Genomic DNA, 12,704 nt, shown 5'->3' with positions numbered 1-12,704 from the left:
CGAAAGCGCTGACCGAGTGGCGGCCGCGATGGACGCTGATCGCGACACTGATCGTCACGGTGGTTCTCGTGGGCGTCTTCGCAGGTGCCCTGAGATGCGGTCCGCGTCGTCGGATCCGGTGAGGCGGTCGCGGCGGCTCCGGCGTACCCCGAGGCGCCGCCGCAGGAGACGACCTTCGTGCCGGGAAACCTTCGGCCGCCGCTCGCGGACGTCGCCGCGGACGTTCCCGTGCTCTATCCGGACGACTGCCATCTCGACACCGCGCAGGAGCAGGTCCAGGACTGTCGCTACGGGGCGGGCTCCGGTGCGATCGCGGTGTTCGGAGACTCCCATGCGGCGCAGTGGTTTCCTGCGATCTCCGACATCGCAGAGAAGCGCGGCGACACGACGATGCGTGCGTACACGAAGTCCTCCTGCCCCGCGGCGGACGTCACAGTGTCGAACAACGTGCGTCCTGCGATCGATGGCGAGCGGGCGTGCTGGATGAACTGGAAGCGCATCCGCCGAAGCTGGTCGTCATCTCCAGCTATGTTCACGACGAGCTCCCGTCGCATGAGACGGCCCGCATCGAGGCCTGGGCGGCGGGGATGCAGCGCACGGTTTAGCGACTCCGTGATGCGGGTCGTGATCGCGGACACCGCGAGCTTTCCCGCTCCGCCGCCGACCTTCGTCTCGGACAACGTCATGGACGTGACGAGATGCGATGGTCCACGTTCTCGGGCCCTCGACCCAGCTCTCACCGAAGCGGAAGGGGCCGCTGTCACTCGGGAAGGCGGTCTGTACGCCGACTTCACGAAGTACGTCTGCGGGGCGGATCGGTGTCCGGTGATCGTGCACGACCTGCTCGTCTACCGTGATGAGAACCACCTCACCACGGAGTTCGTCCGCTATCTCGCCACCGGGCTCGACGAACAGATCCGTTCCGGTCTCTGATGACGGTTGCGGCGCCGCCAACGAACTTGGGGTAGGCCGGGTCGGTCTAGAATCGATATCGTGCGTATCGCTGTCGTGGCCCTCGGAAAGATCGGCCTTCCCCTCGCTGTCCAGTTCGCGTCCTCCGGCCACGATGTGGTCGGCGTCGACGTCAACCCGAGGACGGTGGAGTCGATCAACGCCGCTCAGGAGCCCTTCCCCGGCGAGGCCGAGCTGCAGGAGAAGCTGGAACAGCTGATCCCGAGTGGTCGACTGCGTGCGACTACTGATTATGCGGAGGCCATCCCCGGGGCTGACGCCGTGGTGCTGGTCGCCCCGGTCTTCGTGGACGACGAGACCTGGGAGCCGGACTTCCAGTACATGGATGCGGCGACGAAATCGTTGGCGGAGCACCTCACTCCCGGCACGCTCATCTCCTACGAGACCACACTCCCGGTCGGAACGACCCGCACGCGCTGGAAGCCGATGCTGGAGGAGGGATCCGGGCTGACCGAGGGCACCGACTTCCATGTCGTGTACTCCCCGGAGCGGGTGCTCACCGGGCGCGTCTTCGCAGATCTGCGGAAGTACCCGAAGCTCATCGGTGCGCTCTCCGAGGAGGGCACCCGTCGTGCCCGGGAGTTCTACGAGGCGGTGCTGCAGTTCGACGACCGGGCAGACCTCCCGCGTCCGAACGGCGTCTGGGATCTGGGCACGACCGAGGCATCCGAGATGGCGAAGCTCGCCGAGACCACCTACCGCGATGTGAACATCGGATTGGCCAACCAGTTCGCCGTGTTCGCCGCCTCGCACGGCATCGACGTGCACAAGGTCATCGAGGCCTGCAACTCGCAGCCGTACAGTCACATCCACCGTCCCGGCATCGCGGTCGGCGGGCACTGCATCCCCGTGTACCCCCGCCTGTACCTCTCGACCGACCCGGATGCGGACATCGTGCGCACCGCCCGCAACTTCAACGCGTCGATGCCGGAGCGCCTCGTCGCGCAGGCAGCGGGCATCCTGGGCGACCTGACCGGGCGGCGCGCGGTCGTGCTGGGGGCCGCGTACCGCGGCGGCGTGAAGGAAACGGCGTTCTCCGGAGTGTTCCCCACGGTCGCCGCTCTCCGGCAGCGCGGCGCGGAGGTCGTCGTGCACGACCCGCTGTACACCGATGAGGAGCTGCGCGGCTACGGGTTCGAGCCCTACGCGCTCGGCGAAGCCGCCGAGCTGGCCGTGCTCCAGACCGACCACGCCGACTACCGGGCGCTGACGCCGGCGCAGATCCCGGGAGTGAAGCTCCTCGTGGACGGCCGCAACATCACCGACGGAGCGCTGTGGAGCGGCACGCCGCGAATCGTCGTCGGCACCGGTTCCTGAGCGCCCTCCATCCGCGAAGAGCGGGCTCCCTGCCTCACGCCGATACGATTGAGACATGGATCTTCTCGTCGTCGGGTCGGGTTTCTTCGGCCTCACCATCGCCGAGCGCGCCGCCGACGCCGGCCGCAGGGTGACCGTCATAGACCGCCGTCCGCACATCGGTGGCAACGCGTACAGCGAGGCTGATCCGGACACGGGAATCGAGGTCCACCGCTATGGAGCGCATCTGTTCCACACGTCCAATCCGACCGTGTGGGAGTACGTCAACCGCTTCACGACCTTCACCGGATACGTGCACAGGGTGTACACCCGTCACAAAGGCGTCGTCTACCCGATGCCCGTGAACCTCGGCACGATCAACCAGTTCTTCCACGCGGCGTACTCGCCCGATGAAGCGCGCGCGCTCATCAGGGAACAGGCGGGGGAGTTCGACGTCAAGTCCGCCCAGAACTTCGAGGAGAAGGGCATCGCCCTGGTCGGCAGGCCGCTGTTCGAGGCGTTCTTCCGCGACTACACGGCCAAGCAGTGGCAGACCGACCCGCACAAGCTGTCCGGTGACATCGTCAGCCGTCTGCCCGTGCGCTACACGTATGACAACCGCTACTTCAGCGACACCTGGGAAGGGCTGCCCACCGACGGCTACACGGCGTGGCTGGAACGGATGGCCGACCACCCCAACATCGAGGTGAAGCTCGGTGTCGACTACTTCGACGAGACGCAGCCGCTGAACAAGCGCGCCACCGTCGGGCAGCTTCCGGTGGTCTACACCGGGCCCGTCGACCGGTACTTCGACTACGCCGAAGGGGAACTGTCCTGGCGGACGCTGGACTTCGAGCAGGAGGTGCTGAACGTCAGCGACTTCCAGGGGACCAGTGTCATGAACTACCCCGACCTCGACGTCCCGTTCACGCGCATCCACGAGTTCAAGCACTTCCACCCGGAGCGCAAGGACGTCTTCGCGCAGAAGCGCACCGTGATCATGAGGGAGTTCTCGCGTTTCGCGACTCGCGATGACGAGCCCTACTACCCGGTCAACACACCCGCCGATCGAGCCGGCCTGCTCGCGTACCGGGAATTGGCCAAGGGCGAGACCGGCGTGCATTTCGGCGGACGGCTGGGCACCTACCAGTACCTCGACATGCATATGGCGATCGGCTCGGCGCTGTCCATGTGGCGCAACGACCTCTCTTAGACTCATCACCGTGAGTCGTGTCGCCGTCGCCCCGTCGGGCACGCCCCGACGGTACCTGCATTCGCTGTGGCTGCTCTCGGCCCGCGATCTGAAGGTGCGGTACGCCACGAGCTGGCTCGGCTACCTGTGGTCGGTGCTCGACCCGCTGGTGATGAGCGTGATCTACCTGTTCGTCTTCACGTTCTTCTTCAAGCGGGACGTCGGGGCCGACCCGTACATCGTGTTCCTCATCTGCGGGCTGCTGCCGTGGGTGTGGTTCAACACCTCGGTGTCCGACTTCACTCGCGCGTTCCGGCGCGACGCGAAACTCGTGCGATCCACGGCCATCCCTCGCTCCATCTGGGTCAACCGCACGGTGCTCAGCAAGGGGCTGGAGTTCCTCTTCGCGCTGCCGGTGCTCGCCCTGTTCGCCATCGTCTTCCACGCGCCCGTGGGCTGGGGGCTGCTGTGGTTCCCCGTCGCGGTGCTGCTCCAGGCGGCTCTGCTGGTCGGCCTCGGGCTGCTGGTCGCGCCGCTGTGCGTGCTCTTCACCGACCTCGAGCGCACCACGGCCCTCGTACTCCGTGCCCTGTTCTATGCCTCACCGGTCATCTACAGCATCAAGGACCTGCCGGAGCCGCTGCACACCATCCTCTCGTTCAACCCCCTCTCGGGCATCTTCACCCTCTACCGGGCGACGTTCTTCCCCGAGCTGTGGCAGACCCTCCCGATCCTCATCAGCGCCCTGATGAGCATCGGCGTCCTCGTATTGGGCAGCTGGGTGTTCCGCACCCTCGAACGACCCGTGCTGAAGGAGCTGTGATGACCGCCGCGATCGACGTGCAGGGGCTCGGCATCCGCTTCCGCCGCAACAGGCGCGGGCGTCGCAGCTTCAAAGACCTGTTCGCAGGAGCCTCCCGCCGTTCCAGACCGGGGGAGTTCTGGGCGCTGCGCGACGTGAGCTTCTCCGTGATGCCCGGCGAGTCCATCGGCGTCGTCGGCAGGAACGGGCAGGGAAAGTCCACCCTGCTGCGACTCGTCGCCGGCGTCCTCCTGCCGGACGAGGGCGGCGTCGAGGTGCACGGCGGCGTCGCACCGCTCATCGAACTCACCGGCGGTTTTGTGGGGGACCTCACCGTCCGGGAGAACGTGCGCCTGACGGCGGGTCTGCACGGCATGCCGCGCGCGGAGGTGTCGGCGCGATACGATGACATGATCGCCTTCGCCGAACTGGAGGGGTTCCAGGACACGCCCTACAAGCACCTCTCCAACGGGATGAAGGTGCGCCTGGCCTTCTCCGTCGTCTCGCAGCTGGAGGAGCCGATCCTGCTCGTCGACGAGGTGCTGGCCGTCGGCGACAAGGCCTTCCGGGAGAAGTGCTACGCGCGTATCGACGAGCTGCTGACCGAGGGGCGCACACTGTTCTTCGTCAGCCACAACGAACGTGATCTGCGCAGGTTCTGCACGCGGGGGCTCTACCTGGACGGAGGCGAGCTCGTACTGGATTCGACCATCACGGATGTGCTCGACAGCTACAACGCCGACCACGGGGCGAAGTGATCACCATCCGCTCCGTCAGCCGATGAGGCTGCTCAGCCGGTCCAGCGCGCGGCGCGCAGCCGCGGACTCGCCGTCGGCGGAGCCGCCCTGCTCGTAGGCCGTGCGCAGCTTCTGCAGCGCGGAGACGTAGCCGTCCAGCGCGGAACGCCAGTCCGCGGCGATCGAATCGGGAGCGATGGTGTCGGCGAGGCGGCCGGCGTCCTCCTGCAGGAGGCCGATGGTCTCGGCGGCCTGCTGAGGGTCGGACCCGTCGGCGATCTGCAGACCTCGCGCGGCGTCGCCGAGCACCGGTGAGACCTTGTCGCGGAACACCGCGAGGCTCGGGTCCTGCGGCGCGGGCGGCTCGGTCGCCGGGTCCTCGGGAGCGGACGACGCGCTCGGGTCGGGCGACGGAGACGGCGTCTTGGTCGTCGTCGGGGTCGCGGAGACCGACGGCGATGCGGAGGCCGTGGGCTCCGGCTCCGCCTCACCCGTACCAGGCCGCAGGAACAGCCAGAACACCGCCGCGGCGATGACCACGGCGGCGACGACGAGGCCGACGACCACCCAGACTCTGCCGCGCCGGGGCCTCTCCGGCGGGTGCACCCAGATGTATTCGGGCTGCTGCTCGCTCATCATCCCTCCAATGCCGGCATCGGCCGCCAGCTGCGGTCACGGCCGATCCGGCCGCCGTCGCGCAGCCCGCGGAACAGGTTGCTCGTGCCGCGCACAGTCCGCTCGACGAAGAACAGCCGGATCAGCTCCTTGAAGAACGTCGCCGTCGTGCCCAGGCCGAACAGCACAGGACTGTACACCCCGTTGACGCGGTAGTAGTGCTTGATGTAGGCGCGGTTGCGCATGATGTAGTAGCGGTACGCGTTGCTGGACGCGTTCATGTGACGGATGCCCATGTCCCACTGCTTGATCTCGCGGGTGCGGCGCAGCACGAACTCGTCCACGATCACGGCGGTGGTCAGCCGCGACGCCAGCCAGCCGTACACCTGGTCATCCCAGTAGATGAAGAAGCGCGGGTCGGGCAGGCCGATCTGCCGCACGATCGAGCGATGGATGAACATGCCCTCGAAGCACCCGCTGTTCATCTCCTTGAATCCCGACTCATCGAACCGTGACGGGGCGAAGGGGATCGGGATCCCCATGCGGTCGGCGATGCGGTACTGCCAGTAGAACTCGCTGCCGTCGTAGTCGTACCGGCGCCCCTGGATGCTCTTGAACCGCCGGGACCAGTGCCCCATCCTCGCCAGGCCGTCCGGCAGGACCTCGACGTCGTCGTCCATCAGCCACACCCATTCGGCGCCGAGGTCGTACGCGGTGCGCATGCCCTCGCTGAAACCGCCCGAACCGCCCGTGTTGGTCTCCAGCCTGCGGTAGACGATCTCCGTGCCGATATCGTCGCGGAACGAGTCGACGACCGCCGTGGTGTCGTCGGAGGAGGCGTTGTCGATGATGACGACGCGTCCCGGCTTCGGATCCATGGCGCGGATGCTGGTGAGCAGCCCGCGCAGCAGATGGGAGCGGTTGAAGGTGACGATGACGATCGCCGCCGATGCGGGATCGAACTCTGCCTGACTCATGCCTGCTCCTCGAAGATCCTCGCCCATGATTCGTCCGAGACGAGCTCGGGCAGCGCCTGCCGGTACCGGGTCTGGAGCGTGGACCAGTTCTTCTTCAGCCGTCGGTGCAGGGCGATCGACTCCCGCAGCATCCGCCGGTACTTCCCGCGATCGCGGGTGTACACGTTCTTCCCCGAGCCGTCGGCGGCGCTGACCAGGGCGCTGTCCACGTACGGGACGCGCCACCACAGCGCGTCGTCCTTCCCGAACTCGACCTCGGGCTGTGCGATGTTCGCGGGGTCCGGGGTGCGGAGGAAGTGCGCCACGAGCGTGCGGGCCGTGAACCAGCGCAGCCGCATCCCGGTGGGGGCATCCGCCGCGTTCCGCCGAGTCGGCGCGAACACCCGACGTCCGCGTCGGGACCGGAGCACCGTATGCGGGTCGCGGTGGACGACGGTCTCCGGGAACTGCTCGGCCAGCGCTCGGGCCGCGGGCATGGCCGTCGCGAGATTCCGCCGCATGTGCTCCGGCCCGGACAGCACGTCTCGGAGCGCCCGCGCACGCAGGGCCACCGGGTAGTACTGCATCATCATCAGGTGCTTCAGATCCACGCGCAGGCTGTGCGTGAGCAGCCGGCCGCCGCGCGGCGCCGTGGAGTGCAGCAGCGCCGCCACGATGCGGTTGCGGGCATGGAAGTACGCCTGCCAGTCGAGCGTGTCGTCCTTGTTCACCCAGGACACGTGCCACAGGGCGACCCCGGGCAGCGACACGGTCGAGTACCCGGCCTTCCCGGCGCGCAGACAGAACTCGGCATCATCCCACTTGATGAACGCCGGCAGCGACAGTCCCACTTCGCGGATGGCGTCCAGCGGGATCAGGCACATCCACCACCCGTTGTAGTCGGCGTCCATCCGCATGTGCAGCAGGGGGCTCTGCCGCAGATTGGCCACGCCGAAGTCGTGCGGCATCCGCTCCTGGAACAGGTTGCGCCACATGAACGGCTGCTCGTCGACGACCTCCGCCCAGCCGTGCAGCTTCGGCCGATCCAGCAGGTCGAACATGTGACCGCCGACGAGCACGGGCGTCGTCGCGTATCCGGCGAAGACGATGGAGCGCCGCAGCGACTCCGGCTCCAGGCGCACGTCGTCGTCGAGGAGCTGGACGAAATCGCTGTCCGGTCGCTTCAAGGTCTCGTGCATGGCGCGCGCGAAGCCGCCCGACCCGCCCAGGTTCGGTTGGCGGATGATCTGCAGCGTGTCGCCGAGGCGGGATGCGACCTCGTCGTAGCCGTCCTGATCGACGACCTGGCGGGTGCCCTGATCGATGAGGAAGATGCGATCGACGAACTCCAGGGCGGCCGGTGAGTCCGCCAGGGCGCGCAGCGTCTCGACGCAGTAGTCGGGCTTGTTGTACGTCGTGATGCCCAGCGACGCCTTGCCGTCCCGGGCAGGGGACTGCTCGGTGGTCCATTCGGCGCCCTCGAGGACGGCGTGCTTCTCGTCGGCGACGATGTCGAACCATATCCAGCCGCCGTCGCTGTACTCGGTCAGGGTGAGATCGAACGAGGTGGTGGCCTCGCCGGTCACCTCCCGGGTGTCGATGCGCTGGCGGATGCCGCTGCCGTTGGAGCGGTAGACCAGGATCGTCGCGGGGCCGCTGGTGCGCACCGTCAGCCGGATGTCGCGGACGCTCGTCCAGTGCTGCCAGTACGACGCGGGGAAGGCGTTGAAGTACGTGCCCAGCGAGACGCGTCGGCCCGAGACGATCCGCGCGCGATGGCGGTCGAGGATGTTGCCCAGGTGGGCGCGGTTGGAGACGCGCACCGGCTCCTCGTCGATGACGGACCAGGTCTCGGGATCGGCGTACAGCGGGAGCAGATCGGGGTCTCTGTCGAGGGGGAAGACGACGTTCTGCAGCACATGGGTCACGGAGCAACAGCCTACCGGGCGTCCCCGTGGGATCGCTGGAGGGAGCAGACCGCCTCCGCCCGGTCGAGAGGGTCAGGAGCGCGCTACGGCTGCGCCCCCAGCGTCGGGATGGTGCCGGTCTGCGCGTCGCCGATGTTCAGCCGCCACGACCTGGTCTGACCGGCCCGCAGGGCGCACAGCACCAGCAGCATCCATCCGCTCCCGGTGAGCGTGAAGCTCTCGAACATCGACTCCACCGCGAGGGTGATCAGCAGCAGCGGTGTCCAGGCGTACACGACCGACCGGCGCACGCTGGCGACCAGCCAGGAGCGCACCGTGGCGACCCCTCCGAGGACGAGGAAGAGCACGAGGCCCGCCACGCCCAGCTGCAGCAGCACGTCGAAGTAGGCGTTCAATGCGGAACGGTGCTGGTCGGAGAGATCGAAGTTGATGTACATGAACGGGTACTCGCCGCCTGTCCACGTGCCGAACCATCCGTAGCCGGTGACCGCCTTCTCCGCGACGTAGTCGAGGATGGTGTTCCACAGGTCCGCCCGGGTGGAGAAGTCCGACCCGGCATCCAGCATCCGGATGATCGGATGCCGCAGCGCGAACGCGATCACCAGTGCCGCGGCCACCAGCCCGCCCAGCACCCACTGCACGCTCGCGAGCCGCGCGGGCGGCGTGTGACGCACGATCGTGAGCGCGACGGTCCCGACGCCGACCGCGGCGGCCAGCACGACGACGGTCGGCGAGGCGGACAGCAGTGCGAGGAACGCGCCCAGCGCGACCGACAGCACGCCCACCGGTCTGCTCACCGACTGCGTGCGCCACTCGATCACGAACGTGATCAGCGCCACCACGGTGATGAATCCCAGCATGTTGCGGGTGCCGAAGACGCCCTGGATCGGTCCTCCCAGCGCGAGGTTCCCCTCGATGCCGAAGGCGGTGAACGGCATGTCCAGGAGGATGCCCGACATGATCTCCAGACCGAGCGACACGGCCAGCAGCCAGCGCAGCGTGTCGCCGATGGCGCGCACCGTCTGCAGCGTGTCGCGCACGTGGCCGATCGTGATCGCGATCGTCGCGCCACCCAGCAGAGCCAGCCAGCCCAGGACCGTGTGCAGGCGGTGCGACGACCAGAGCACGCTCAGCAGGGCCAGGGCGAGGAACACGATCAGGGACGTCGGAGCGAAGCGCAGCAGCGACAGCTCGTCACGCCGTGCGATGAGCATCCCCGCCCCGATCAGTGCGAGCAGGGCGAGGATCGTCACCAGCGTCACCGGCGAGGTCAGCCGACTGAGCATGAACGAGGCGAACATCGCGGTGAGCGCTGACAGCGTGTAGGCGCGTGCGAACTCCGCCGACGCCAGCAGCCGGACCAGGAGCCGCCGCGTCGTCATGGCACCGGCCGGGCTCGTGGTCCGTGCGAGATCACGGGTGTGCGCTCGCCGACGCCGATCCCGATCAGCGGCACGGACTTCATCTTGAACGACAGCAGGATCAGCGTCAGCCAGCCCCACAGCACGATGGGGGCCGACTCGGCGATCCCCTCGAACAGCAGGGCCGTGGTCATCAGCAGGGGGAGCAGCGAGATGGCGGAGTACGGCCTGCGCGCATCGAGGTCCCAACGCGGCCGGTCCACCGCGAAGAACCAGGCCCGCCAGGTCAGCGCCAGCCACGCGATGCCCATCAGCACGACGCCCGTCGCGCCCAGCTGCAGGAACACGTCCAGCCACATGTCGTGGGCGTGGAAGACCGTGATGCCGTGATCGAGGATCCATCCGTCGAACGCGGGATCCCACGGCACCCAGGGGGAGGAGAAGCCGTTGCCGAACACCGGCCGGGTGATCGCGCGCTCCCACACCGCCCGCCAGATCTCGACGCGCCCGGTGAGGTCCGAGCTCTTCCCGAACACCGCGAGGATCCGGTCGCGGAGGAGGACGGCCGTCGCGACGACGACGACACCGACGAGGGCGAAGCACAGGTACGCTCTGCGCCTGGCGCGGGGGCCGTCCGCCGCACGGGCGACGAGCGCGGCGGCGAGGACCGCCAGCAGCACGGCGACCCCGAGATAGACGGTGGTGGAGGCCGCACGCACGAGCAGGAAGACCGCGAGAGCGGCCCACACGACGAGCAGTCCGCGGCGTCGCACACGGGCGGCGAACAGCACGCCGAACACGATCAGTGCGAACAGGCACATCATCGCCAGGGTGTGCGCGTTCCCCACGATTCCCTGGATGCGACCGCCGTCGAACAGGTTGCCGCGCACCCAGTAGCTGACCGGATCGATCCTGCCGTCCGGGATGTCGGCGAAGTTGGGCAGGATCGGATGCCGCACCACGAGGGCCACCCACAGCTCGATCGCCAGCGACAGGCCCAGGATGAGCTTCAGCGTGGTGGAGAGCGCGCGGACGATCTCCTGCCAGCTCAGCATGGTGCCCACCAGCAGCGCCACGACGGTCACGCCCGCCAGCAGCGGCCAGGTCAGCAGCGTCGCGCCCGGCCAGCGGGACCACAGCACCGAGACCAGGGCCAGTGCGCCGTACCCGAGGGCGGTCCAGGGCAGACGGCGCCACGGGAACCGCGTCGGACGACGCCGCGCGACGGCGGGGATCCAGATGGCAAGAGCCCCTGCGGTCAGCACGATCATCACGATGACCGCACCCACGGGGCCCACGAGGTTGTACACGGCCGTGTGGGCGAACACGGCGAACAGGCACAGCACTCCGTAACCGCGCACCGCGAGATGCCCCGTCGTCTCACGGGCGGGAGCGGCGGGCGGTGCAGCCACAGGGTGCTTGGAGTGTTCGGCCATCGAGTTCAGGCTACCGCCCTGCACGGTCCGCGCCGGGGTTCGACGCCGGTGCCGGACGCCCCTGCGCGGCGGACGATTCCGCGCACGCACAGGTGCGGGATCTACGCTGGAGGTCATGCTGCTGACTCTCACGAATGCGCCTCGCGACTACGCCTGGGGCTCGACGACGCTGCTGGCGGAGCTCCAGGGGCGCACTCCGTCGGGAGCACCCGAGGCCGAGGTGTGGTTCGGGGATCACCCGGGCGACCCCGCGGAGCTCCCCGACGGCCGCACCCTCGACGAGGTGACCGGCGGCTCGCTGCCGTACCTGCTCAAGCTCCTCGCCGCGGGAGCGCCGCTGTCGATCCAGGTGCATCCCACCCGGGCGCAGGCGCGTGAGGGGTACGCCCGCGAGTCGGCGCTGGATCCGGCGGACCCGGCGCGCAACTACCGCGACGACAATCACAAGCCCGAGCTCATCGTCGCGCTCAGCGACACGTTCGAGGCGCTCAGCGGGCTGCGTCCGGTCTCGCAGACGCTGCGGCTGCTGGCATCCTTCCCCGAGTCTGCGGGTGTGGCGGAGCTGCGGCGCAGACTGGGGGCGGGGACGAGCACGGATGCGGAAGCGGAGGCGCTGCGCGACACGATCGGCTGGCTGCTGTCCGGACGCGCCCGGGCGGCGGTGGCGGACATCGTCGCGGGACTCGCGGCGACGGATGCCGAGGGCTTCGACGACGCGCTGGACGCGATCCGCGGCATCGCTCGGCGGAACCCGGCCGATCCGGGCGTCGTCGTGGCTCTGCTGATGAACTTCGTGGTGCTGCGCCCCGGGGAGGCGATCTTCCTGCGTGCGGGGCTGCTGCATGCGTACGTCTCCGGTCTGGGCGTGGAGATCATGGCAGCCAGCGACAATGTGCTGCGCGGTGGTCTGACCTCCAAGCACATCGACGTCGACGAGCTGCTGGCGATCGTCGACACCCGTCCGGCAGAGGTGCCGGTCCAGCGCCGCGGCGGGGCGGCGACCGTCTACGACGTCCCGGTGCCGGACTTCGCGCTGCGCCGCCTGGAACCGGCGGGCGATCAGACGGTGACCGTGACGGGCCCGGCGATCGTACTGGCCACCGCGGGGGAGGTCGCCGTGTCCGGCGCGGATGCGAGGCGGCTGCCGATCCCCGTCGGCGAGGCCGTGTTCGCGACGGCTGATGAGACGCGGCTGACTCTGCACGGCCACGGTGAGGTGTTCATCGCCGAACCCGGTCGGGACGGAACCGGACGGTGATCGCGACACGCCGATGCGACACGCCGAGAAGCCTCAATGAACCTTCAACGCATCCTTGAGGGTTTACCATCCGCGACTTGACCGGAGCGAATGACACAGGTGTAATTAGCTGAAGGACGGCCCGTGGGGGGCACAAGCAGGGTTGGGAGAT

11 protein-coding genes are annotated in these 12,704 nt (G+C 68.4%); 6 read left to right on the top strand and 5 right to left on the bottom strand.

What is annotated here, in order from left to right:
- The first annotated feature begins 177 nt into the window (after nucleotides 1-177).
- From ABD770_RS01445 to ABD770_RS01425, 5 genes are read left to right on the top strand one after another with little or no spacing between them, the layout of a single operon-like run.
- Entirely contained in the window at nucleotides 178-933 is a 756-nt protein-coding gene (locus ABD770_RS01445; protein ID WP_344817708.1) for an SGNH hydrolase domain-containing protein, read from the top strand.
- A gap of 60 nt (nucleotides 934-993) precedes the next feature.
- Nucleotides 994-2,289 carry a nucleotide sugar dehydrogenase gene (locus ABD770_RS01440; RefSeq protein ID WP_344817707.1) on the top strand — a complete coding sequence of 432 codons (1,296 nt, stop codon included), beginning with the start codon at nucleotides 994-996 and terminating at the stop codon, nucleotides 2,287-2,289.
- Nucleotides 2,290-2,344: 55 nt separating this feature from the next.
- Nucleotides 2,345-3,481, top strand: a complete 1,137-nt coding sequence (gene glf / locus ABD770_RS01435) for a UDP-galactopyranose mutase (RefSeq protein ID WP_344817706.1) — start codon at nucleotides 2,345-2,347, stop codon at nucleotides 3,479-3,481.
- A 10-nt stretch (nucleotides 3,482-3,491) separates the two neighbouring features.
- A complete protein-coding gene (locus tag ABD770_RS01430; protein ID WP_344817705.1) occupies nucleotides 3,492-4,283 on the top strand; it encodes an ABC transporter permease in 792 nt (263 codons plus the stop codon).
- Entirely contained in the window at nucleotides 4,283-5,020 is a 738-nt protein-coding gene (locus ABD770_RS01425; RefSeq protein ID WP_344817704.1) for an ABC transporter ATP-binding protein, read from the top strand. Before ABD770_RS01430 ends, ABD770_RS01425 begins: the two co-directional genes overlap by 1 nt.
- A gap of 15 nt (nucleotides 5,021-5,035) precedes the next feature.
- Here the strand turns inward: ABD770_RS01425 and ABD770_RS01420 are convergent, their stop codons facing one another.
- The 5 genes from ABD770_RS01420 to ABD770_RS01400 form a co-directional block, all read right to left on the bottom strand.
- Complete coding sequence (locus ABD770_RS01420) at nucleotides 5,036-5,635, bottom strand: hypothetical protein (RefSeq protein WP_344817703.1); 600 nt, start codon at nucleotides 5,633-5,635, stop codon at nucleotides 5,036-5,038.
- Nucleotides 5,635-6,591 carry a glycosyltransferase family 2 protein gene (locus ABD770_RS01415; protein WP_344817702.1) on the bottom strand — a complete coding sequence of 319 codons (957 nt, stop codon included), beginning with the start codon at nucleotides 6,589-6,591 and terminating at the stop codon, nucleotides 5,635-5,637. The genes ABD770_RS01420 and ABD770_RS01415 overlap by 1 nt, the downstream gene beginning before the upstream one ends.
- Nucleotides 6,588-8,498: a glycosyltransferase gene (locus tag ABD770_RS01410; protein WP_344817701.1), complete on the bottom strand. Its 1,911-nt coding sequence runs from the start codon at nucleotides 8,496-8,498 to the stop codon at nucleotides 6,588-6,590. The genes ABD770_RS01415 and ABD770_RS01410 overlap by 4 nt, the downstream gene beginning before the upstream one ends.
- Nucleotides 8,499-8,581: 83 nt before the next feature.
- Nucleotides 8,582-9,880 carry an O-antigen ligase family protein gene (locus ABD770_RS01405; protein ID WP_344817700.1) on the bottom strand — a complete coding sequence of 433 codons (1,299 nt, stop codon included), beginning with the start codon at nucleotides 9,878-9,880 and terminating at the stop codon, nucleotides 8,582-8,584.
- Nucleotides 9,877-11,295, bottom strand: coding sequence for an O-antigen ligase family protein (locus ABD770_RS01400; RefSeq protein WP_344817699.1), 1,419 nt, complete (start codon nucleotides 11,293-11,295; stop codon nucleotides 9,877-9,879). Before ABD770_RS01400 ends, ABD770_RS01405 begins: the two co-directional genes overlap by 4 nt.
- A gap of 115 nt (nucleotides 11,296-11,410) precedes the next feature.
- Between ABD770_RS01400 and manA the strand changes: the two genes are divergently transcribed.
- Nucleotides 11,411-12,553, top strand: coding sequence for a mannose-6-phosphate isomerase, class I (manA, locus tag ABD770_RS01395; protein WP_344817698.1), 1,143 nt, complete (start codon nucleotides 11,411-11,413; stop codon nucleotides 12,551-12,553).
- Nucleotides 12,554-12,704: the final 151 nt, after the last annotated feature.

Source organism: Microbacterium soli (assembly GCF_039539005.1).
GTDB lineage: Bacteria > Actinomycetota > Actinomycetes > Actinomycetales > Microbacteriaceae > Microbacterium > Microbacterium soli.
This window is presented reverse-complemented; position numbering and strand designations above follow the sequence as displayed.

What these genes read in the sequence shown, in the direction of transcription:
- glf (WP_344817706.1), top strand. Translation starts at nt 2,345, where the DNA reads ATGGATCTTCTCGTCGTCGGGTCGGGTTTCTTCGGCCTCACCATCGCC.
- ABD770_RS01425 (WP_344817704.1), top strand. Translation starts at nt 4,283, where the DNA reads ATGACCGCCGCGATCGACGTGCAGGGGCTCGGCATCCGCTTCCGCCGC.
- ABD770_RS01420 (WP_344817703.1), bottom strand. Translation starts at nt 5,635, where the DNA reads ATGAGCGAGCAGCAGCCCGAATACATCTGGGTGCACCCGCCGGAGAGG.
- ABD770_RS01415 (WP_344817702.1), bottom strand. Translation starts at nt 6,591, where the DNA reads ATGAGTCAGGCAGAGTTCGATCCCGCATCGGCGGCGATCGTCATCGTC.
- ABD770_RS01405 (WP_344817700.1), bottom strand. Translation starts at nt 9,880, where the DNA reads ATGACGACGCGGCGGCTCCTGGTCCGGCTGCTGGCGTCGGCGGAGTTC.
- ABD770_RS01400 (WP_344817699.1), bottom strand. Translation starts at nt 11,295, where the DNA reads ATGGCCGAACACTCCAAGCACCCTGTGGCTGCACCGCCCGCCGCTCCC.
- manA (WP_344817698.1), top strand. Translation starts at nt 11,411, where the DNA reads ATGCTGCTGACTCTCACGAATGCGCCTCGCGACTACGCCTGGGGCTCG.